The organism is Formosa bonchosmolovskayae (genome assembly GCF_051016085.1).
In the GTDB taxonomy this organism is placed as follows: domain Bacteria; phylum Bacteroidota; class Bacteroidia; order Flavobacteriales; family Flavobacteriaceae; genus Formosa.
The window spans coordinates 453,734-474,885 of the sequence record NZ_CP174605.1; the positions used below are offsets into that span (position 1 = coordinate 453,734).

Consider the following 21,152-nt stretch of genomic DNA (forward strand, 5'->3'; position numbering starts at 1 on the left):
TTCTTTTTTAATCCTTGTGCAAATGTCTATATTTACGCATTGAAAACTAAATACTATGCACTTTTTAAAATTCGATTGGAATCCTACTTCAGGAATTGAAATCATTGGTAATTTCCAACTTCATTTTTACAGTTTAATGTGGGTTACCGCGTTTCTTTTAGGATGGTACGTTATGAAACGTATTTATGAAAAAGAAAAGGTTTCTTTAGAATATTTAGATCCATTATTTATCTACACCGTTCTAGCCACTATGATTGGTGCACGTTTAGGCCATGTAATATTTTACCAACCTGAATTATTTAAGGACGATTTTCTTAGTATTTTCTTACCTATTAGAACAAATCCTACTTTAGAATTTACAGGATTTCAAGGTTTGGCAAGTCACGGTGCCGCTATTGGTATTATTATAGGAATGTATTTATATAGAAAGAAATACAATTACAAATCGTTAATGTGGATTTTAGACCGCATTGTTATTCCGGTATCTCTAGGTGCGATTTTTATTAGAATTGGAAACTTTATCAATTCAGAAATTATTGGAAAAGTAACAGATTCTAATTTAGGTGTTCGTTTTATTCAAGATGAATATAGTAAACGAGAGGCTGTACAACTTACAGGAATAAAAGATCCTAAAGGCGCTTATAACGCTATTGCACACAATCCGCAATTTCAGAACTTATTAGATGCTGTCCCTTACAGACATGCGGCACAATTATACGAAGCTGCTTGTTATGTATTTGTCTTTTTAATCCTATGGGTGCTATACACTAAAACCAATAAAAAAGACAATCCTGGTTTCTTTTTCGGACTGTTTTTAGTATTACTATGGACCATTAGATTCTTTGTAGAATTTGTAAAAGAAGCACAAGTAGACGAGCGTGCAACATGGGCCTTAAACACAGGACAATGGTTAAGTATACCATTTATAATTGTTGGATTCTACTTTATGTTTGTCTATAAAGGAACATCTAAAAAAGCCTAAATATTATGATTAAGCAGTCGATTAAATTTTTAGTTTGTGTATGTGCTATTTGCATATTAAGCACCTCTTGCAAAGACGATAAAAAAGCAAACATTGCACCTACCGAAATTTCATTCCAGAAAGAAGGTGAATTACAGCTATACAAGGCTAAAACCGACTCTATAGTAAAAACGCTAAATATTGAAATTGCCGATACAGAATACGATCGTGAAACAGGATTAATGTACAGATCCTCTATGGAAGACACAAATGCTATGTTATTTATATTTCCTGATGAAGAACCACGCGGATTCTATATGAAAAATACACAATTTGCATTAGATATTATTTATATCGGAGCAAATAAAACCATAGTAACCATTGCGAGAAATGCTAAACCCATGGACGAAACTACTGTACTATCGCATAAACCTGCAATGTATGTTTTAGAAGTGAATGCAGGTTTAGCCGACGCTTGGCAACTAAAAGAAGGAGATTCTATTGCGTTTACCAAGTAATATTAATCGGCGATCAAGTCGTTGTGTTAGCAGGTCTTAAAATACCGTCAGATATTGATATAAAAAAAAGCAGGATTAAATTAGAAATAATTTAATCCTGCTTTTTTTTGTATTACTAGACAGTATAAAATCTAATCTAGCACCAGTTCTTTGCCTTTGTGTTTCCATTCGGATACACCTCCTTTTAAATCGAAGATCTTAACAAAACCAGCTTCTATTAATTTTTCTGCACATTCTGCACTTCGTTTTCCAGAGTTACAATACAATGCGACAGGTTTTGATTTATCTAAATTCTCGATATCAGATTCAAACGTATCAGAATTAAAATCGATATGTTGTGAGTTCTCGATATACCCTTGCAAAAGCCGATCTTTTTTAGATCTTAAATCAACCAACTGCACATCGTCTAAATGTATTAGTGATTGCATTTCTTCTACAGTAATGGCTTCAATCACACCTTTGTTTTGGTGATTACATGATGTTAACACCAGTAATATAAAGCAAATTAGTATACTTATTTTTTTCATCTATTATTTTTAGCGCTCTGCAACGTCCCCGTCCCACTCATTAAATCCGCCTAATAAATTATACGAATTTTCGATTCCTAACTGATCCATTATTTCACAAGCTTTACCACTTCTTACTCCCGAACGGCAATACACATAGTAATTCTTACTCTTATCTAGTTCGTCTACCTTATTTACAAATTCTTGTCCTAGATAGAAATCGATATGTTTAGAGTTTGGGATAAATCCTTGATCTACTTCATCGTCTGTACGAACATCTAAAATCACAGCATTGCTATCGTTCGCTAACTGCTCTACCCATTCTTCTTGTGTTAAATCTGCCATAATAGTATATAGTTTTGGTTACAAATTTATAATTTCTTTAATACATAATCGAATAAAATCCCGAAGTCTTACATATTCGATTCTTTTTATTCAAAAATTTAAGATCCCCAATCACTATTAATTCGTGCGCTCCCTGTCCTAGTCCGGTACGCTCTACTACTATAGCAATATACATAAATACTGTTTTAAGTATGATTTACTCCATAATCAAAGAAGTCATTTGTAACCTTTAACATAAATTTATATAAAAGTATATACATTTAAATCACATTCTGCTATACATTTGTATATACAATTATTGTACATGAAACAGTTAGAAGACATCCTTAAAACAAGTCAACCTATTCCATTAAATAGAAAAACGGTATTAAATATCGCATACTCTGCTATTTGGATAAAAGAGATGACGCACCCTGTTTTAAAAAGCTTCGACATTTCTAACGAACAATTTAACGTACTACGCATTTTACGAGGAAAAAAGGGAAGTCCTGCAAATCTTCAAGATATTCAGGATCGCATGATTAATAAAATGAGTAATACCACGCGTTTAGTCGATAAGCTTATTTTAAAAGGATATGTGGAGCGGTTCACTTGCGAAAAGAACAGAAGAAAAGTAGACATATTTATTACAGAATCGGGGCTTAAATTATTACACGATATTGATCCAAAAATAGATAAGGCCGAAGACGATATAACATCTAATTTATCTGTAGAAGAACTAGAAAACTTAAATTATTTACTGACCAAATTACGCTCGTAATTGGCCTACCAAAAAGCAACTCAGAAAAACTAGAGTATTAATAACCCATTATAAATAGTAACCAAACACAAATAGATCAAAGATGAAAAACACCCTTAAAAGCGCAATGTTATTAGTTTTAGCGATAACATTTGCATCGTTCGCTACATTAAAAACACAGAAAGTAGACGTAAAAGCAAGTCAGATTACTTGGACTGGACATAAAGTTACAGGACAACATGATGGTACCCTTACACTTAAAGATGGAACTCTAGAATTTAACGACAAACAATTAGTTGGAGGTGAATTCACTATGGATATGACATCTATTAACACCACCGACCTTGAAGGTAAATCTAAAGCGAAATTAGATGGTCACTTAAAAAGCGATGATTTCTTTGGAACAGAAAAATATCCAACAGCTACATTAAAATTTACCGAGGTAAAAGGGCAAGGTACAGATTATACAGTAACAGGAGACTTAACCGTAAAGGGCATTACAAAGCCAATAACGTTTAACATGACTGTTGCAGAAGATTCGGCAAAAGCATCTTTTAAAATAGATAGAACAAAATACGGTATTAGATACGGTTCGGCGAGTTTTTTCGACGACTTACAAGACAAGGCCATTTATAACGAATTTGATGTAAATGTGTCTTTAAAATTCTAACATTCCTAATTCAATTGTTAGTTACAGTGTGTGAATGAGTTAAATTCCTGTGGTGTTATGTATTACTTTACAAACCTACAGGAATTCTCTTTTTAAATTTCTTCTAAAAAAATTTGATAACTAAATTTACATTCCTATATTTGAATCAAATAATTAAAGAATTGAACACAAATTTAAATATTACTTGGTGGTGGAGCTCTCGAAATTCAATCTTCGTGAACTAAACCTATTGTATATTTTAAACTCAAAATAACAAGGCTTGTCATTCACGACAAGCCTTTTTTTATTACAAAAAAATGAAACAATTTAAACTCACAACACACTACAAAAAAATACTAGCCGATACTATTACACCGGTAAGTATTTATTTAAAAATTAGAGATCGTTTCCCTAATAGCCTTTTACTTGAAAGTAGCGATTACCATGCTAACGATAACAGTTTCTCGTACATCTGCTGTAATCCGATTGCCTCAATAAAAGTCCAAAACGAAACGATTACTCAAGAGTTTCCTAATGGTGAAATCATTTCTCAACCTATTACAGAACGTGGTATGGTTACCGAAGAAATTCACAACTTTACCAAACGTTTTAAAACAGACGAGAATGAAGAGTTTAAATTTATAAATAATGGTATTTTTGGATATATAGGGTATGATGCCGTTCGCTATTTTGAAGATATCGTTATTACTAAAAAAGATAAGGTTTTAGGTATTCCAGATATATATTATGCCGTATACCAAAACATAATCGCGATAAATCATTTTAATAACGAAGCTTATATTTTTGCACATTGTTACGATGGCGAGAATAATATCGATGATTTAAATCAGCTTATAAAGTCAAATCAATTCGCCACCTACCAATTTACTCCAGAAGACGATATTGCTTCCAACTTAACAGACGAAGAATATAAAAAGAATGTGGTTTTAGCCAAACAACATTGTGCTAGAGGCGATGTTTTTCAATTGGTTTTATCTAAAAAATTCTCTCAAGAATTTAAGGGAGACGACTTTAATGTTTATCGCGCCTTAAGAAGTATTAACCCATCTCCTTACCTATTCTATTTTGATTACGGCACCTTTAAAATCTTTGGAAGTTCTCCAGAAGCACAATTGGTTGTACAAGATGGTAATGCCGAAATTCACCCTATTGCAGGAACTTTTAAGCGTACGGGTAATGATGAACAAGATGCCGAACTTGCTAAAAAATTAGCAAAAGATGATAAAGAAAATGCCGAACATGTCATGCTTGTCGATTTGGCACGAAACGATTTAAGTCGTCACGGAAGCCAAGTAACTGTAGATACGTATCGCGAAGTACAATTCTTTTCGCACGTCATTCACTTAGTAAGTAAAGTTATTGGTAAAAAACATGCCGATACCATCACTATGCAAGTGGTTGCCGACACCTTCCCTGCCGGAACATTAAGTGGGGCACCTAAACATAAAGCGATGCAACTGATTGAAAAATACGAAAAAACTAGTCGTGAATTTTACGGAGGAGCAATCGGGTTTATGGATTTTAACGGAAACTTTAATCATGCAATCATGATTAGAACGTTTTTAAGTAAAGACCATAAACTACACTGGCAAGCGGGAGCAGGAATCGTTTCTAAATCGAAACCAGAAGACGAATTACAAGAAGTTTACAATAAACTAGGTGCTTTAACCAAGGCTATAGATTTAGCTAAAAATATTTAATAGTGTACAAAATGAAACATATATTAGTTATAGATAATTACGACAGTTTTACCTACAATTTGGTGCACTATTTAGAAGATTTAGGATGCCAAGTTACCGTAAAACGAAATGATAAAATTGATTTAGACGAGGTTGCAAATTTCGATAAAATTGTATTATCTCCCGGCCCAGGAATTCCTGATGAAGCTGGATTATTAAAAGAAATTATTAGAACATACGCACCAACTAAAAGTATTTTAGGCGTGTGTTTAGGACAGCAAGCAATGGCCGAAGTTTTTGGTGGAAGCATTGAAAACCTAGATAATGTGTATCACGGTGTAGCTACAAATGTCACGTTATGTGTAGACGACGAAAAACTATTTGATGGTTTCGACAAGACCTTCCCTGTGGGGCGCTATCATTCCTGGGTCGTATCTAATAAATTACCAGATGTACTAGAAGCGACGTCTTTCGATGAAAACGGACAAATTATGTCGCTACGTCACAGAACTTACGATGTTCGTGGGGTTCAATATCACCCAGAATCGGTGTTGACACCTAACGGAAAACAAATGCTTAAAAACTGGATAAATAGTTAATTATGAAACAGATACTTAACAGACTTATAAACGATGAGCACATCTCGAAAGAAGAAGCAAAACGTGTGCTAGTCAACATCTCTCATGGTGAATATAACCAAAGTCAGATTGCCTCATTTTTAACGGTGTATATGATGCGTAGCATTACTACAGACGAGTTAGAAGGTTTTAGAGATGCGCTTTTAGAGTTATGCTTGGCGGTAGATTTATCCGGTTATAACACTATAGATTTATGCGGTACTGGAGGTGACGGGAAAAACACATTTAACGTGTCTACATTAGCTTCTTTTGTTACTGCAGGAGCAGGCGTACATGTTACGAAACACGGAAATTACGGAGTCTCTTCCATTTCTGGTTCTAGTAACGTTATGGAACATTTAGGAATTAAATTCACTAACGATGCTGGCTTCTTAGAAAACAGTTTAGAAAAAGCGGGCATTTGTGTGTTGCACGCGCCTCTATTTCATCCAGCTATGAAAAATGTTGCTCCAATTCGTAGAGAATTAGGCGTAAAAACGTTCTTTAATATGTTAGGGCCAATGGTTAACCCTGCGTTTCCAAAAAACCAATTGGTTGGTGTCTTTAATTTAGAATTAGCCAGACTATACGGTTATTTATATCAGAAAACAGACAAGAATTTTACCATTCTACACGCTTTAGATGGATACGACGAAATTTCGTTAACCAGTGAAACAAAAGTCATTTCCAATCATTCTGAAACCATGTTATCTCCTGAAGATTTCGGAGTACAAAAAATAAAACAATCAGATATTTTTGGAGGCGATACCATTAAAGATGCAGCAGATATTTTTATGAATATTCTCCAAGGAAACGGAACAGAAGCTCAAAACAATACGGTTTGCGCAAATGCCGCTATGGCCATAAAAACGGTAAAAGACACATCGATAACCGATAGTTTTGCCGCTGCTAAGGAATCTTTACAATCTGGAGAAGCCTTAAAACGATTCAAAACATTAGTAGATTTAAGTGCATAATACTATGAATATTTTAGATAAAATTGTCGCCGATAAACGCAAAGAAGTTGCTTTAAGAAAATCGCTTATTCCTGTAAAGCAATTAGAGCAATCTATATTATTTACACGAACTACAAATTCTTTAGCAACAGCCTTAAAAGCAAGTTCTAGTGGTATAATTGCAGAACACAAAAGAAGATCTCCTTCAAAATCGGTCATCAACCACAATTTAAATGTGTTTGATGTTGCAAAAGGTTACGAAGATGCTGGAGTTTGCGGGATGTCTGTTTTAACCGATGGTAAATATTTTGGAGGAAGTTTAGACGATTTACTTACCGCGCGTGCGAATTGTAATTTGCCATTACTCCGTAAAGAATTCATCATAGACACCTATCAAATTATTGAAGCTAAAGCTTACGGTGCAGATGTAATTTTACTTATCGCTGCTATTTTAACGCGTGAGGAAATTAAAACGTTTTCAGAATTAGCGAAAAGCTTAAATCTAGATGTGCTTTTAGAAGTGCATAACGAAGAAGAACTTCATAAGTCGATAATGCCTAGTATAGACATGCTTGGTGTAAACAATAGAAATTTAAAAACGTTTGAAGTCTCATTAGAGATTAGTAAAGCGTTAAGCACATTAATTCCTAACGATTTTGTACAAGTGTCTGAAAGCGGTATTAGTAATATCGAAGCCATTAAAATACTACAACCGTATGGTTATAAAGGATTCTTAATTGGTGAAAATTTTATGAAAACAGATAATGCAGGAGCAAGCGCAACCGCATTTATAAACGCCTTAAACCAATAGTTATGAAACTAAAAGTTTGTGGCATGAAATTCCCCGATAACATAAAAGCTATAGCTAGTCTACAGCCAGATTATCTCGGGTTTATTTTTTACGATAAGTCGGCACGGTTAATTAGTACAGAGATTCCAAACGTTCCAAAAGCGATTAAGAAAGTTGGAGTTTTTGTTAATGCTTCGGCAGACACCATAGTCACAACTGTTCTAAAAAACAATTTACAAGCTGTTCAACTTCATGGAGAGGAAGCGGTGGACTATTGTAAAACGATAAAGGAACAGCTCCCAAATATTGAAATCATCAAAGTATTTTCCATCAAGGACGAATTTAATTTTGATGTTTTAGAACCATTTGAAACCGTATGCGATTATTTCCTTTTCGATACAAAAGGAAAACTTCCTGGCGGGAATGGATATACTTTCAACTGGAATATTCTAGAACAGTATCCTTCAACAAAACCATATTTTTTAAGTGGAGGCATTGGAGATTCTGAAATAGAACCTATTTTAGAATTTTCAACAAGTAAAGCATCAAAATATTGTTATGCCATTGATGTAAATAGTAAATTTGAAATCGAGCCAGGTCTCAAAGATTTTGAACGTTTAGAACAATTTAAAAAGCAATTATTTAGCAACCTAGCTGCAAAACAACATACCATGAGTTACAATGTAAATGAGAAAGGATATTATGGCGAATTTGGAGGTGCTTACATCCCGGAAATGCTATATCCTAACGTTGAAGAGTTACGCCAAAACTATTTAAAAATTATGGCAGAACCTTCATTTAAAGAAGAGTTCGACCAGTTACTAAAAGATTATGTTGGGAGACCATCTCCGCTATATTTCGCAAAACGATTAAGCGAAAAATACAATACTAAAATCTATCTTAAACGTGAAGATTTAAACCATACAGGTGCACATAAAATTAATAATACTATCGGTCAGATTTTAATGGCTAATCGCTTAGGTAAGAAACGTATTATTGCCGAAACGGGTGCTGGACAACATGGTGTGGCAACGGCAACGGTTTGTGCACTTATGGGCTTAGAATGTATTGTGTATATGGGTGAAATAGATATCGCTAGACAAGCTCCAAACGTTGCACGTATGAAAATGTTAGGCGCCTCTGTTATTCCGGCATTATCCGGTAGTCGTACGTTAAAAGATGCGACTAACGAAGCGATTCGCGATTGGATTAATAATCCGGTAGATACGCATTATATTATTGGAAGTGTTGTTGGACCTCATCCCTATCCGGATATGGTAGCACGTTTTCAATCTGTAGTGTCTCAAGAAATGGAATGGCAATTACAAGAAAAAGAAGGCCGTACTAAACCAGACCATGTTATTGCTTGTGTTGGTGGTGGTAGTAATGCTGCAGGTGCTTTTTACCAGTATTTAGATGAAACCGATGTTAATTTAATCGCTGTAGAAGCGGCTGGTTTAGGCGTAGATTCTGGCGAAAGTGCAGCAACCTCAGCTTTAGGAAGAGAAGGTATTATTCACGGAAGTAAAACCTTACTCATGCAAACCGACGACGGACAAATTACTGAACCGTATTCTATTTCTGCTGGTTTAGATTATCCTGGTGTTGGCCCAATGCATGCTAACTTATTTGCTACTGGTCGTGCAGAATTTATCTCGATAACAGATGATGAAGCCATGAACGCTGGAATGGAACTTTGTAAGTTAGAAGGTATTATTCCTGCGATTGAAAGTTCTCATGCTTTGGCTGTATTTAAAAACAGAAAATTCAATCCAGAAGAGGTCGTTGTATTAAGTTTATCTGGTCGTGGTGATAAGGATTTACAGAACTATATTGATTATTTTAAAATCTAGATTTTTTTATTTCCGCGTAGGCGGAAATCTCATCACCTTTTTATGCATGTTTATTACGTTTACATATTAACCAATAAAAACCATACCGTCCTATATATAGGTCGTACAAAACAATTAAAAGTAAGATTAATTCAACATAAAAACAACAGTATAAAAACCTTTACAGGAAGATATAATGTATATAAATTAGTCTATTTTGAAACTACGAAATATATAAATAACGCCATAAAAAGAGAACGCCAATTAAAAAAGTGGAACCGAGAATGGAAAATAAATTTAATTAATGGATTGAATCCAGATTGGAAAGATCTTTCAGAATATATCTAAATAAAACATTAAAAGATTCCCTCCTTCGAGGGAATATAAACTATTCATTTACAATGAACAGAATAAATCAAAAGCTCCAAGAAGACAAAAAGTTATTGTCTATATATTTTACCGCTGGATATCCTAGCTTAAACGATACGGTAAGCATCATTGAAGACCTTGAAAAAAACGGTGTAGACATGATAGAAATCGGGTTACCTTTTAGTGATCCTTTAGCCGACGGTCCAACTATTCAAGCAAGCTCTACGCAAGCCTTAAAAAATGGAATGACCACTGCCAAGCTATTCGATCAATTAAAAGACATCAGAAAAAAAGTATCAATACCTTTAGTAATTATGGGGTATTTTAATCCCATGCTACAATATGGTGTTGAAGCCTTCTGTAAAAAATGTCAAGAGATTGGAATCGACGGATTAATCATTCCTGATTTACCTGTAAATGAATATAAAGACCACTATCAAGATACTTTCGAGAAATACGGATTGGTAAATGTCTTTTTAATCACTCCTCAAACCTCAAATGAGCGTATTGCGTTTATAGACGATATCTCTAACGGATTCATATATATGGTAAGTAGTGCGAGTGTAACTGGAAGTCAGTCTGGATTTGGAGACGAGCAGACCGCTTACTTTAAACGTATTTCTGATATGAATTTAAAGACACCACAAATTATCGGATTCGGAATTAATAATGAAGAAACGTTTAACCAAGCCACAGCATATACCAAAGGGGCTATTATTGGAAGTGCTTTTATTAAGTATATCACAGAACATGGTATTAAAAACATCGGAGAGTTTACATCTAGAATTAAACCACATAAATAGGAGTTAACACCTCTTAACAAAGGTTTAATAAAACTTTGACACCCTAATACGCTGATTTTATTTATCTTAAACTTAAATAAAAAAAAAGAAATATTATGGGAATTATAAAAGACAAAAAGAAGTTTACACCGAAATCAGAACAATCAAATCCAACGAATCCTACGGCAAACACCAATCAGGATACTAACACGTTCGATATTGATAAGAAAACCATTAAGGATCAACAATCAAAAAAATAATTAAATTAAAAGACTTTTCAGAAAACGGAAAGTCTTTTTTCTATTACTTCACTACTATACTATGCCATTAAATATTGTTCTTTTTGAGCCAGAAATACCAAATAATACAGGAAATATTGGTCGATTAAGTTTGGCGTCGGGCTCTAACTTACATTTAGTAAAACCTTTTGGTTTCGAGATAGACGACAAGCGATTAAAACGTGCTGGTTTGGATTATTGGCAACATTTAAATGTGACATATTACGATTCTATTGCTGATTTTTTCAAAATAAATGAAAACAAAAAAATGGCATTTTTATCTAGTCATGGAGAAAAGAATCATTGGGACATCGATTTTGAAGATGATATGTTTCTCATCTTTGGAAAAGAATCTGTTGGTCTTCCTAAAGATCTTATTAAAACATATAAAAACGATCTTTTTAAAATTCCGCTTTTTAGTGAACATGTACGTAGCTTAAACCTTGCAAATGCTGTCGGAATAGTGGTTTACGAAGGCCTGAAAAAATTAAGTTAACACCTCAATTTAATTTAAAAAGCTGATTAATTAATTTGTACATTTCGCCCCTAAAATACTAGTAAACAGATTTTCATGGAAGATATTGAAAATATTGAATTAGCGTATTTAAGTCTTGACGATTATCAGGAACTTAAAGCCGCAATGATTGAGTCGTACACAAGCATGCCAGATTCTTATTGGCGTGAACATCAAATAGAAACCTTAATCACACAATTTCCCGAAGGACAAGTTGTTATTAAAATAAACAACCAAATAGCAGGTTGTGCACTGTCTATAATTGTAGATTATAGTCAGTTTGACAATGCACATACCTATAAAGATATTACAGGAAATTATACGTTTAGCACGCACAATAAAGATGGAGACGTTATTTATGGTGTAGATGTGTTTATAAAACCCGAATTTAGAGGCTTACGTTTAGGTAGACGTCTTTACGATTACCGTAAGGAATTATGCGAGCGCCTTAATTTAAGAGGTCTAGCCTTTGGGGGTCGCATCCCTAATTACCATAAATATTCTAGCGCACTTTCGCCTAAAGAATATATAGACAAAGTAAAACGTAAAGAGATTCACGATCCTGTTTTAAACTTTCAAATCTCTAACGATTTTCACCCGACTCGAGTGCTTAAAAATTACTTAGAAGGCGATAGCAATTCTGAAGACTATGCTGTGCTTTTAGAGTGGGACAACATTTATTACGAAAAGAAAGAAACCAAAGCAGCTACTACAAAAAAGATTGTGCGTTTAGGGTTAATTCAGTGGCAAATGCGTCCTTACAACGATTTGGATGAATTGATGCAACAAGCAGAATATTTTGTCGATGCCGTTTCTGGATACAGAAGTGATTTCGCCTTGTTTCCTGAATTCTTTAATGCACCGTTAATGGCAGACGATAACCATTTATCGGAACCGGATGCGATTAGAAATTTAGCCGAACATACTGCCGAGATCGTATTGCGATTCTCTAAGCTGGCTATATCTTATAACATCAATATTATTACGGGAAGTATGCCGGAAATCGCCGAGGATAACCGACTGTATAATGTGGGATATTTATGTAGACGAGATGGAACTACCGAACGCTACGAAAAATTGCACGTTACACCAGACGAAGCTAAAGTTTGGGGAATGGAAGGTGGTTACAAGCTTGAAGCTTTCGATACCGATTGTGGTAAAATTGGTATTTTAATATGTTACGATTCTGAATTTCCTGAATTAAGTAGGTTGTTAGCCGATCAGGGTATGGACATTTTATTTGTACCATTCTTAACCGATACACAAAACGGATATTCTCGGGTTAGACATTGCGCACAAGCACGTGCCATTGAAAACGAGTGTTATGTTGCTATTGCAGGAAGCGTTGGTAACTTACCAAAAGTGCACAATATGGATATACAATTTGCGCAATCTATGGTATTTACGCCTTGTGATTTTGCCTTTCCTGCAAACGGAATTAAGGCAGAAGCAACACCAAACACCGAAATGATTTTAATAGCAGATGTCGATATTGACCTACTTAGAAATCTTAACCAATTTGGAAGCGTTAAAAACCTTAGAGATAGACGAAAAGATATTTTTGAATTAAGAAAAAAATAGAATTTAATAAATTTCAAAACACAGTAAAGCATCATATATCAAAAGATATGATGCTTTTTATATGCGCGAGAAATAATTAATCTTATCGCTATTAACAAAAATTTAAGATAAAATATTCGACCGCCTTCATTTTCCACAAAGTTTATTATCTTCGCGCCGATCTAATAAATCCGATTACTATAGCTTAAATATTAACTAAATCAACTACCTATGTTAGAACACTTTAAAACATCAAATTGGTGTAAATTTTTCTTGTTTTTAGCTTTTTCAATTTTATCTATTTCTCAAATTCAGGCTCAAAACGACACTTTAGTCCTTAAGAATAACGACAAACTTATTGGAGAAATTAAAGAAATGTCTAAAGGCGTATTAACCGTTAAAACACCGTATAGTGACAGCGATTTTAAAGTAAAATGGAAAGAAGTTGTAAAAGTAAGTAGTAACCAAACCTACCTCATGAGTTTATCGGATGGAAGACGTATAAACAGTAATCTTAAATCTACATCTGGTGAAGAAGGAAAAGTAACACTTGTACAGGGTAACATAGAATTGGTAACTGATATTGAAGATATCGTGTATATAAAAGCTATAAAAGGTAGTTTTATTTCTCGAGTAGATGCTAGTTTATCTATTGGATTTAATTTTGCTAAAACCAACAATTTAACGCAGTTTTCTATTTTAAGTAACTTGGGCTACACGGCAGATAAATGGGGATTTACAGCAGGTTTTAACTCCGTAAGAAGTAATCAAGACGATGTAGATGAAACCAAACGTACCGATGCCAATATCGGAGCTAAATATTTTATGAAACATGATTGGTTTGCTTTAGCAAATGCAGATTTCTTATCTAACGACGAACAATTATTAAAACTACGTTCTTCAACACAAGGAGGTATTGGTAAATATTTTATTCATTCCAACCGTGTATATTTTGCAACAGGTACAGGTTTAGCTTGGACCAATGAAAACTACACAGACCCATCTCTTAAAACAAAAAACAGTTTAGAAGCCTTTTTATCTTTAGAATTGAACATGTTTGATTATGACGATATAAGTCTATACTCTAAATTTGTAGTTTATCCTAGTTTAACAGAAAGCGATCGTGTAAGAACCGATTTAAATCTAAATGTTAAATACGATTTACCATTAGATTTCTTCGTGCAATTGGGGTTAACACATAACTTCGACAGTCAGCCTATTGAAGGTGCATCAACTACCGATTATGTTTTTCAAACTACCATTGGTTGGGAATTAGACTAATCCAAATAAAATACTCATAAAAAAAACGTGTTAGAGATTCTAACACGTTTTTTGTTTTTAAGCGTTTTTCACAGCTTAATCTATTACAATATCTTGTTCCCAGGTTATGCCACTAATATCTGTTAAGACTACGGTATAACGATCTGTATTCGCTCTGTCTAGCTCTATTCCCCCAAACGTTAGTTCGGCTCTCGCCCCCAAAGGGATAATTAAACTATTCGCGCCAGGTTTCACTTTCGCTACATATTTGTTATTAATCATTTTGGTATTAAACTGCGCCAAGTGATCGCCTTTTAAAGAGAATACAGAGGTCTTATTCTGGTTCACTACATCAATTCCGATGAGAAAAGAGCCATACACGTCGACACCTTCAACTCTAAAAACTTCAAAGCTTAATGTTTCATTGTTAATATGGGCATTAGAAATTTCAATTTTAGGCTTTACAGATTTATTGTGTAACGTACCCCAAACGCCGCCATGGAAGTATTGGTTTGTAAATAAAGTTAAACCCAATATGCCTACAGCGCCAAAAAGAGTAACTCTAGAAACCAATTTTTCTGCTATTGGAAGAGGACCAGAACCCAACCACTTAAACATCGTTTTTTTGGTAAACGGAGACTCTTTCTGCATAAAGTAATGATCTAAGGAATATTTTCCGCTTCCTGTTAAAAACAATGTAAATCCTGTTGCGATTCCCAAAACTCCAATTTGCCATTCGTCGAGACAGGTCGTGCCAATCCATCCAGATCCTAATAGAATTCCCATAGCCAAACCAAACACACCTAAACTCATTAAACGCGTAAATAGTCCAAGCATAATTAATAGTCCAACAATGCCTTCTATAATTGTAAAACTAGCCATGGCCCACCAAAGTGAATCTGGGTTTTCAACGAGATGAAGAATTATAGGTTTTATACCTAGAGCGTTTGGTAAAAAATGATTGAATTTTTCCCCGATATAACCTGCTGTTTCCGGATCTAATTTATTTGCTAATATTAATCTGCGCCAGAAGGCAGAAAAATAAGTCCACCCCACAACTAAACGTAAGCTGAGAGTGAACATACCAGCCGTAGTATACGACTGCGATATATTTGTATTCATAACTGTATATTTTGTAAAATAAAAAATGTTTTAAACGTATTAATCCTTACGTTAAAATGACATCTTTCTTATTTTTATACAAAATGTAAAGTGGAATTTTTAATGGGCGTACTTGTTTACTTTGTGCCCAAAAAAGAATTGGTTGCTTTAAATCTGCTATAGATTCTGCAACAGCGTACTTTGATTTTAAAGGTAATAATCCAGCAATCTTGCCTTGCGCATTATTATAGTCTGAAGTATTTAATTGTGAGGTTTCAGGTGTCTCACAGCTCCTATTTAATTGAGCTATTTTACTTTTACTAGTAACTTCTGTTTGTTCCAGTTGTAAAATGGATTGCAAACTAGTCCTAACCGAACAGGGAGATAACAACAAGAGTATTCCAAGACTAAAAATCTTGAAAAATTGTATGAATAAATGCTGTGATTTTACTTTGGCCATCTCAGGCATAAAAATAGAAATTGTTAGCGCTCAAACCGGTATTCCCTTGTTAAATTTATGACAAAAAAAAACGTATTAGGATATCGCTAATACGTTAGTTACTTTAATTATAAGATTACAAGATCTAATTATTTAATCAATTTATCTTCATTTTCTTTCTCCTCTATTTCTCGAGCTTTAGATAGCGAGCTTGCCACAAGACCGGCTGGAATGGTGACAATACCGACTCCAATTATTAAGATGCAAAAAGTAAATATTTTTCCTCCCGCAGTAATGGGATACACATCTCCATAGCCAACTGTTGTAAGTGTAACTACCGCCCACCATGCACTATGAAATATAGAAGCAAAAGCTTCCGGTTGCGCTTCGTTTTCGAAATGATAAATTCCTGCTGAAGCGATAAACACAAATATTCCCGTGACAATTAAAAACAGAATAATTTCTTCTCTAACAAGTTTTGCTGCCAAATGGAATCTGTGTAATGCTTTATTATAACGGATAAGCTTTAAAGCTCGGAATATTCTAAACACTCTAAAGGCACGTAAAGCTCTAAAATCTAAAGTTCCGTTTAAGTAAAATGGTAAAATTGCCAATAAATCTATAATACCATAAAAACTAAAAATATATTTTAGTGGTTTTTCGGCCACATAAATTCGCAACAGATATTCTATTGAAAATACAATCACACAGAACATTTCAAAAAAGTCGAGAAAAGCTCTTGTCTCTTTAGAAATGTTAGGTAAAGTTTCAATTGAAAATGCAATAAGAGAAAATAAAATTAAAACTTGTATAAGATAATCGAATAACTTGCCTTTCTTGGTTGTATTATCTTCTACAAGTACTCTTAATTTTTCTCTCATATTTTTATTAAAACAAATTTAGGACTAAACACTACATACGTTCAGGAACTTGAATTCCTAATAAATTAAATGCATTTTTTATAGTTGTAGCCACTGCTTGAGCTAATTGTACTCTAAATATTTTTTCATCTAGATGATCTGCCCCTAAGATAGACACATTCTGGTAAAAAGAATTAAACTCTTTTACCAAATCGTAAGTATAATTCGCAATTATCGCAGGACTGTATTGTGTTGCTGCCAATTGAATGGTTTCAGGAAACAGTTGCAATTGTTTTAGCAACGATTTTTCTTTCTCGTGTAAATCAATTTTAGGTGTATCGACTGTGTAATCGAAATCTGCTTTTCTAATTATAGACTGAATTCTCGCATACGTATACTGAATAAACGGTCCTGTATTTCCTTGAAAATCGATAGATTCTTTAGGGTCGAATAAAATACGTTTTTTAGGATCTACTTTTAAGATGTAATACTTTAAGGCACCAAGACCAATTGTGCTATACAATACGTCTTTTTCGTCTTGAGAATATCCTTCTAGTTTACCTAATTCTTCAGAAATTTCTCCTGCTGTTTCTGCCATTTCAGAAATTAAATCGTCGGCATCGACAACAGTTCCTTCTCTACTCTTCATTTTTCCGCTTGGTAAATCTACCATTCCATAACTTAAATGAAATAAGTTTTTAGACCATTCAAAACCTAATTTTTGTAGAATTAAGAATAATACTTTAAAGTGATAATCTTGCTCGTTACCAACAGTGTAAACCAGACCTCCAACATTTGAATAATCTTTTATACGCTGTATGGCTGTACCAATATCTTGTGTCATATACACCGCTGTACCATCTGAACGTAATACGATTTTCTCGTCTAAACCTTCATCCGTTAAATCGCACCATACAGATCCGTCTTCTTTTTGGAAAAACACTCCTGTTTTTAAACCTTCGGCAACAAACTCTTTCCCTAATAAATACGTATCACTTTCGTAATAATAACAATCGAAATCTACTCCTAAATTTTTATAAGACACTTCAAAACCATCGTACACCCATTGATTCATGGTTTTCCAAAGCGAAACAACGTCTTCGTCTCCAGCTTCCCATTTTAATAACATGTCTTGTGCCGCAAGAAGAATTGGTGCTTGCTTTTTAGCATCCTCTTCAGAAAGTCCTTCAGCTTTTAAAGCTTCTATTTCTTTTTTATATTCTTGGTCGAATTTTACGTAGTAATTACCGACTAGCTTATCACCTTTTAAACCTGTACTTTCTGGTGTTTCCCCATCTCCAAAACGTTTCCAGGCCAACATACTTTTACAAATATGAATTCCTCTGTCGTTTATAATTTGAGTTTTATATACGTTTTGCCCTGAAGCTTTTAAAATTTCAGCGACACTATATCCTAATAAATTATTTCTGATATGCCCAAGGTGAAGTGGCTTATTGGTGTTTGGCGAAGAATATTCTACCATAACAGCCTTAGCGTCTTTTACAGGAGTTACATATCCAAAAGTAGGTTCTGCTTTAATACTATTAAACCAATTCTGATAGTAAGAATCTGCAATTACAATATTCAGGAATCCCTTAACAACATTGTATCCGGTAACAGCATCTACTTCTTGAAGTAAATATGCTCCAACAGCCTCACCAATTTGAACTGGATTTCCTTTTACAACGCGTAACATAGGAAAAACAACTACAGTAATATCTCCCTCAAACTCTTTACGAGTCGATTGAAACTCTACAGTTTCTAATTCGGCATTATAAATGGATTTTATGGCTTGTTTGACGTGTTGCGACAAAGACTCTTGTATACTCATTACAATTGATTTAATTAAGAGCGCAAAGATACTATTTTTATCACATTAAAGGGAAATATTGTAATATGGAAACGGTATTAAAACATTTCCAACCGACTAAAAACCCCAAGAATAACCGAGGTTTTTCTATTAGCCTCTAATTATCTCCTCAAAAATTAAGCTTGAGGTAAAAATATTTCAGCCATCATACAACGTGCACTACCGCCACCGCAAGCCTCTATTGTATCTAAAGAACTATGCACTATTTTACAGTGTTTTGTAATGGTATTAATTTGAGTTTCTGTTAAAGATTGATATGCAGAACTACTCATTACTAAAAACAATTCATCGTTTGTTCCTCGAACTTGAAGCATATTCCCTGCAAAATGTTCGACTTGGGATTCTGTAATCGCAATAACTTCTTTTCCGCTTTCCTTTAAATGTTGTAACACTTGCTTGCGCTCTTTCTTATCGTCTATACTCTCTAAACAAATCACAGAAAAAGTCTCCGCTAGACACATCATTACATTTGTATGGTAAATTGGTTTTCGCGCTCCATCTACCGTTTGATAGGCTGTAAATACAACTGGAAAATAATCAAAATCTTCGCAAAACTCTATAAACAAATCTTCGTCGGCTCTAGCAGATAAAGCACAATATGCTTTTCCATTTATACGATCTAATAGTAAACTTCCGGTACCTTCTAAAAACAAGCCTTCCTCTTCGGCGCTTGTATAATCAAGTACATCGTTAATTACAAACCCATTTTCCTCTAAAACATCAAAAACATCTTCGCGACGTTCAAATCGTCTGTTTTCTGCAAACATAGGATACAATCCAACCGTTCCGTTTTCGTGAAAAGAAATCCAATTATTAGGAAAAATAGAATCCGGAGTATCTAATTTTTTATTATCGTTTATTACGATCACATGTACCCCAATTGCCCTTAATTTCTCTACAAAATTATCAAATTCTAGTTGTGCCTTAGCATTTACCGTTTCTGGTAAAACACCTTTCATAGCGGTTTGATAGTAATTATTTACAGCGGTCTGTTCATTCATTCTGAAATTAACTGGACGGACCATTAAAATGGTATCTGTAGTATGTTGCATATTTGTGACAAATTTCGAGCAAAATTAGTCTTTTTTCCGTTAGGTATACGCTTCTTTTACTTCGCGTTTTTAATTAAAGAAATTAATTGATTCATATTATCAAACTCCAAAGTTGGATAGCCTTTTAACTGGTTATGGATATCGTCTGCAGTGTAACCAAACACATCAAATCCGCCTGCTTTTGCCGCCGTAACTCCCGAATAACTATCTTCTATAACCACACATTCTTCTGGTTTAAATCCCATAGATTCTGCAGCCCATAAAAAAATCGCTGGGTCTGGTTTCCATTTCTGAATAGTATAACAACTAAATAAACGTCCCTCAAACTTATCGAGTAATCCTGTTAATCCTAAATTTAGCCTCATTTTAGCTTCCAGAGCGCTCGATGCCACACAAAATGGTAATTCTAATTTATCGAGCACCTCTTTAATACCTTTAATAGGTTTTATGTGGGCTTTAAAAGCTTCTACACTTAATGTTCTATACTGAGTCTCGAAATCTTCTGGTAACGGCTTATCAATTAGGTCTTCAATTTTCTCGATACATGCATTCATAGAACAGCCTTTAAACAGCTTAATGGCTGCATGCACATCTAAATTTGCACCATATTTATTGGCTAAATCAGATAACACCCCATTACTTAGGGCTTCACTATCTACCAGCACGCCATCACAATCGAATATTACACATTTATATTTACTCATAATTATGGAGTTGTGGAGGACACTTGTAATACTTTCCCATTATAGAAAGCATGACCTGTTAATGAAAAATTAAAAATATAACTCGCCATACCTTCTGCTGTTGTTGGTGCGATATAACCAGGAAAGGCTTCCTCCAGCATTTCTGTTTGCACGGCGCCTAAAGCCAATACGTTAAATGCAATTCCGGAATCTTTATATTCTTCTGCCAAAAGTTCTGATAACGTAATTACGGCACCTTTACTAGAACTGTAAGCTGCTAATCCTGGGAATTTCATACTTCCCTGAATCCCACCCATAGAACTCACGGTTACCATGTGGCTACCTTTAACCATAAACGGAAGTATGGTTTGTGTTAACTGAGCAACCCCAAAAACATTGGCATTATAAACAGTTAGAAAGTCGGCTTTTGTTAATTCTGAAAATGGTTTATTAACCAAAGCTCCTGCATTATGAATTAGAACATCGACTTGTTCCCAATTTGATTTTACGTAAGTCTTTACTTTTTCATAATCGGCGTCGTTTTCTAGATTGAAACTAAAAGTACTGACATTCTTAAGTTTCAAATCTGATATCGGTTTTTCATTTCTCGATAAAGCTAACACCTGATGTCCGGCTTCAGCAAAATACTTTACGAGTTCTAGTCCGATGCCACGACTTGTTCCTGTAATAATAACGTTTTTCATAATGTAATATGCGGGTTAAATATTCAAAATAATACCTATAACAAATATACTTGTCCACATTGAATTG

The 21,152-nt window shown here is 34.3% G+C and carries 24 protein-coding genes and 1 pseudogene; 16 read left to right on the forward strand and 9 right to left on the reverse strand.

Translation table 11 applies throughout. The features are described 5' to 3' along the window. Nucleotides 1-55 precede the first annotated feature (55 nt). A complete protein-coding gene (gene lgt, locus ACKC83_RS01760; protein WP_414035190.1) occupies nt 56-982 on the forward strand; it encodes a prolipoprotein diacylglyceryl transferase in 927 nt (308 codons plus the stop codon). 5 nt (nt 983-987) lie between these two features. Then, nucleotides 988-1,479, forward strand: coding sequence for a DUF192 domain-containing protein (locus tag ACKC83_RS01765; RefSeq protein WP_434036818.1), 492 nt, complete (start codon nt 988-990; stop codon nt 1,477-1,479). 131 nt (nt 1,480-1,610) lie between these two features. Here the strand turns inward: ACKC83_RS01765 and ACKC83_RS01770 are convergent, their stop codons facing one another. Both ACKC83_RS01770 and ACKC83_RS01775 read right to left on the reverse strand, forming a co-directional pair. Continuing rightward, a complete protein-coding gene (locus ACKC83_RS01770; RefSeq protein ID WP_434036819.1) occupies nt 1,611-2,006 on the reverse strand; it encodes a rhodanese-like domain-containing protein in 396 nt (131 codons plus the stop codon). Nucleotides 2,007-2,015: 9 nt separating this feature from the next. Continuing rightward, on the reverse strand, nt 2,016-2,330 hold the full coding sequence (locus ACKC83_RS01775; protein WP_434036820.1) for a rhodanese-like domain-containing protein: 315 nt from the start codon (nt 2,328-2,330) through the stop codon (nt 2,016-2,018). Nucleotides 2,331-2,634: 304 nt separating this feature from the next. Between ACKC83_RS01775 and ACKC83_RS01780 the strand changes: the two genes are divergently transcribed. The 14 genes and pseudogenes from ACKC83_RS01780 (at nt 2,635) to ACKC83_RS01845 (ending at nt 14,397) form a co-directional block, all read left to right on the forward strand. Continuing rightward, nucleotides 2,635-3,090, forward strand: coding sequence for a MarR family winged helix-turn-helix transcriptional regulator (locus tag ACKC83_RS01780; RefSeq protein ID WP_434036821.1), 456 nt, complete (start codon nt 2,635-2,637; stop codon nt 3,088-3,090). Nucleotides 3,091-3,172: 82 nt separating this feature from the next. Then, the gene (locus ACKC83_RS01785; protein ID WP_434036822.1) at nt 3,173-3,739 is read left to right on the forward strand and encodes a YceI family protein; all 567 of its coding nucleotides are present in this window, start codon (nt 3,173-3,175) and stop codon (nt 3,737-3,739) included. 296 nt (nt 3,740-4,035) lie between these two features. Next, entirely contained in the window at nt 4,036-5,439 is a 1,404-nt protein-coding gene (locus ACKC83_RS01790) for an anthranilate synthase component I family protein (RefSeq protein WP_434036823.1), read from the forward strand. Nucleotides 5,440-5,450: 11 nt separating this feature from the next. After that, nucleotides 5,451-6,017, forward strand: a complete 567-nt coding sequence (locus ACKC83_RS01795; RefSeq protein WP_414035183.1) for an anthranilate synthase component II — start codon at nt 5,451-5,453, stop codon at nt 6,015-6,017. A 2-nt stretch (nt 6,018-6,019) separates the two neighbouring features. Next, a complete protein-coding gene (trpD, locus tag ACKC83_RS01800) occupies nt 6,020-7,012 on the forward strand; it encodes an anthranilate phosphoribosyltransferase (RefSeq protein WP_434036824.1) in 993 nt (330 codons plus the stop codon). Between the two features lie 4 nt (nt 7,013-7,016). Continuing rightward, nucleotides 7,017-7,802, forward strand: a complete 786-nt coding sequence (gene trpC / locus ACKC83_RS01805; protein ID WP_434036825.1) for an indole-3-glycerol phosphate synthase TrpC — start codon at nt 7,017-7,019, stop codon at nt 7,800-7,802. 23 nt (nt 7,803-7,825) lie between these two features. Beyond that, nucleotides 7,826-8,401 (forward strand): annotated as a pseudogene (locus ACKC83_RS01810) (phosphoribosylanthranilate isomerase); the annotation flags it as partial. Between the two features lie 51 nt (nt 8,402-8,452). Beyond that, nucleotides 8,453-9,634 (forward strand): tryptophan synthase subunit beta, encoded by a 1,182-nt coding sequence (gene trpB, locus ACKC83_RS01815; protein ID WP_434037751.1) that lies wholly within the window; start codon nt 8,453-8,455, stop codon nt 9,632-9,634. Nucleotides 9,635-9,676: 42 nt separating this feature from the next. Beyond that, nucleotides 9,677-9,961: a GIY-YIG nuclease family protein gene (locus tag ACKC83_RS01820; protein WP_038531711.1), complete on the forward strand. Its 285-nt coding sequence runs from the start codon at nt 9,677-9,679 to the stop codon at nt 9,959-9,961. Nucleotides 9,962-10,014: 53 nt separating this feature from the next. After that, nucleotides 10,015-10,785: a tryptophan synthase subunit alpha gene (gene trpA / locus ACKC83_RS01825; protein WP_434036826.1), complete on the forward strand. Its 771-nt coding sequence runs from the start codon at nt 10,015-10,017 to the stop codon at nt 10,783-10,785. Nucleotides 10,786-10,880: 95 nt separating this feature from the next. Beyond that, nucleotides 10,881-11,024 carry a hypothetical protein gene (locus ACKC83_RS01830; RefSeq protein ID WP_169740923.1) on the forward strand — a complete coding sequence of 48 codons (144 nt, stop codon included), beginning with the start codon at nt 10,881-10,883 and terminating at the stop codon, nt 11,022-11,024. A 61-nt stretch (nt 11,025-11,085) separates the two neighbouring features. Continuing rightward, nucleotides 11,086-11,538 (forward strand): tRNA (cytidine(34)-2'-O)-methyltransferase, encoded by a 453-nt coding sequence (locus ACKC83_RS01835; RefSeq protein ID WP_434036827.1) that lies wholly within the window; start codon nt 11,086-11,088, stop codon nt 11,536-11,538. 75 nt (nt 11,539-11,613) lie between these two features. Further along, nucleotides 11,614-13,137, forward strand: coding sequence for a carbon-nitrogen hydrolase family protein (locus ACKC83_RS01840; protein WP_038531717.1), 1,524 nt, complete (start codon nt 11,614-11,616; stop codon nt 13,135-13,137). Between the two features lie 210 nt (nt 13,138-13,347). Next, nucleotides 13,348-14,397, forward strand: coding sequence for a DUF481 domain-containing protein (locus tag ACKC83_RS01845; RefSeq protein WP_434036828.1), 1,050 nt, complete (start codon nt 13,348-13,350; stop codon nt 14,395-14,397). 75 nt (nt 14,398-14,472) lie between these two features. Here ACKC83_RS01845 and ACKC83_RS01850 read toward each other — a convergent pair whose 3' ends face one another. The 7 genes from ACKC83_RS01850 to ACKC83_RS01880 all read right to left on the reverse strand — a co-directional run bounded on the left by ACKC83_RS01850 (nt 14,473) and on the right by ACKC83_RS01880 (nt 21,085). Beyond that, nucleotides 14,473-15,498, reverse strand: coding sequence for a TQO small subunit DoxD (locus ACKC83_RS01850; protein ID WP_434036829.1), 1,026 nt, complete (start codon nt 15,496-15,498; stop codon nt 14,473-14,475). A gap of 46 nt (nt 15,499-15,544) precedes the next feature. Beyond that, entirely contained in the window at nt 15,545-15,937 is a 393-nt protein-coding gene (locus ACKC83_RS01855; protein ID WP_414035174.1) for a hypothetical protein, read from the reverse strand. A 128-nt stretch (nt 15,938-16,065) separates the two neighbouring features. Beyond that, complete coding sequence (locus ACKC83_RS01860) at nt 16,066-16,797, reverse strand: ion transporter (protein ID WP_434036830.1); 732 nt, start codon at nt 16,795-16,797, stop codon at nt 16,066-16,068. A gap of 31 nt (nt 16,798-16,828) precedes the next feature. Continuing rightward, nucleotides 16,829-18,607 (reverse strand): arginine--tRNA ligase, encoded by a 1,779-nt coding sequence (gene argS, locus ACKC83_RS01865; protein WP_434036831.1) that lies wholly within the window; start codon nt 18,605-18,607, stop codon nt 16,829-16,831. Nucleotides 18,608-18,762: 155 nt separating this feature from the next. Further along, nucleotides 18,763-19,698 carry a citrulline utilization hydrolase CtlX gene (ctlX, locus tag ACKC83_RS01870; protein ID WP_434036832.1) on the reverse strand — a complete coding sequence of 312 codons (936 nt, stop codon included), beginning with the start codon at nt 19,696-19,698 and terminating at the stop codon, nt 18,763-18,765. A 56-nt stretch (nt 19,699-19,754) separates the two neighbouring features. Next, nucleotides 19,755-20,402, reverse strand: a complete 648-nt coding sequence (locus ACKC83_RS01875; RefSeq protein WP_434036833.1) for an HAD family hydrolase — start codon at nt 20,400-20,402, stop codon at nt 19,755-19,757. A 2-nt stretch (nt 20,403-20,404) separates the two neighbouring features. Next, nucleotides 20,405-21,085 carry an SDR family NAD(P)-dependent oxidoreductase gene (locus tag ACKC83_RS01880; RefSeq protein ID WP_434036834.1) on the reverse strand — a complete coding sequence of 227 codons (681 nt, stop codon included), beginning with the start codon at nt 21,083-21,085 and terminating at the stop codon, nt 20,405-20,407. Between the last annotated feature and the right edge of the window lie 67 nt (nt 21,086-21,152).

Coding starts and splice junctions, on each gene's coding strand:
- lgt (WP_414035190.1), top strand. CDS start 56: ATGCACTTTTTAAAATTCGATTGGAATCCTACTTCAGGAATTGAAATC.
- ACKC83_RS01765 (WP_434036818.1), top strand. CDS start 988: ATGATTAAGCAGTCGATTAAATTTTTAGTTTGTGTATGTGCTATTTGC.
- ACKC83_RS01770 (WP_434036819.1), bottom strand. CDS start 2,006: ATGAAAAAAATAAGTATACTAATTTGCTTTATATTACTGGTGTTAACA.
- ACKC83_RS01775 (WP_434036820.1), bottom strand. CDS start 2,330: ATGGCAGATTTAACACAAGAAGAATGGGTAGAGCAGTTAGCGAACGAT.
- ACKC83_RS01780 (WP_434036821.1), top strand. CDS start 2,635: ATGAAACAGTTAGAAGACATCCTTAAAACAAGTCAACCTATTCCATTA.
- ACKC83_RS01785 (WP_434036822.1), top strand. CDS start 3,173: ATGAAAAACACCCTTAAAAGCGCAATGTTATTAGTTTTAGCGATAACA.
- ACKC83_RS01790 (WP_434036823.1), top strand. CDS start 4,036: ATGAAACAATTTAAACTCACAACACACTACAAAAAAATACTAGCCGAT.
- ACKC83_RS01795 (WP_414035183.1), top strand. CDS start 5,451: ATGAAACATATATTAGTTATAGATAATTACGACAGTTTTACCTACAAT.
- trpD (WP_434036824.1), top strand. CDS start 6,020: ATGAAACAGATACTTAACAGACTTATAAACGATGAGCACATCTCGAAA.
- trpC (WP_434036825.1), top strand. CDS start 7,017: ATGAATATTTTAGATAAAATTGTCGCCGATAAACGCAAAGAAGTTGCT.
- trpB (WP_434037751.1), top strand. CDS start 8,453: ATGAGTTACAATGTAAATGAGAAAGGATATTATGGCGAATTTGGAGGT.
- ACKC83_RS01820 (WP_038531711.1), top strand. CDS start 9,677: ATGCATGTTTATTACGTTTACATATTAACCAATAAAAACCATACCGTC.
- trpA (WP_434036826.1), top strand. CDS start 10,015: ATGAACAGAATAAATCAAAAGCTCCAAGAAGACAAAAAGTTATTGTCT.
- ACKC83_RS01830 (WP_169740923.1), top strand. CDS start 10,881: ATGGGAATTATAAAAGACAAAAAGAAGTTTACACCGAAATCAGAACAA.
- ACKC83_RS01835 (WP_434036827.1), top strand. CDS start 11,086: ATGCCATTAAATATTGTTCTTTTTGAGCCAGAAATACCAAATAATACA.
- ACKC83_RS01840 (WP_038531717.1), top strand. CDS start 11,614: ATGGAAGATATTGAAAATATTGAATTAGCGTATTTAAGTCTTGACGAT.
- ACKC83_RS01845 (WP_434036828.1), top strand. CDS start 13,348: ATGTTAGAACACTTTAAAACATCAAATTGGTGTAAATTTTTCTTGTTT.
- ACKC83_RS01850 (WP_434036829.1), bottom strand. CDS start 15,498: ATGAATACAAATATATCGCAGTCGTATACTACGGCTGGTATGTTCACT.
- ACKC83_RS01855 (WP_414035174.1), bottom strand. CDS start 15,937: ATGGCCAAAGTAAAATCACAGCATTTATTCATACAATTTTTCAAGATT.
- ACKC83_RS01860 (WP_434036830.1), bottom strand. CDS start 16,797: ATGAGAGAAAAATTAAGAGTACTTGTAGAAGATAATACAACCAAGAAA.
- argS (WP_434036831.1), bottom strand. CDS start 18,607: ATGAGTATACAAGAGTCTTTGTCGCAACACGTCAAACAAGCCATAAAA.
- ctlX (WP_434036832.1), bottom strand. CDS start 19,698: ATGCAACATACTACAGATACCATTTTAATGGTCCGTCCAGTTAATTTC.
- ACKC83_RS01875 (WP_434036833.1), bottom strand. CDS start 20,402: ATGAGTAAATATAAATGTGTAATATTCGATTGTGATGGCGTGCTGGTA.
- ACKC83_RS01880 (WP_434036834.1), bottom strand. CDS start 21,085: ATGAAAAACGTTATTATTACAGGAACAAGTCGTGGCATCGGACTAGAA.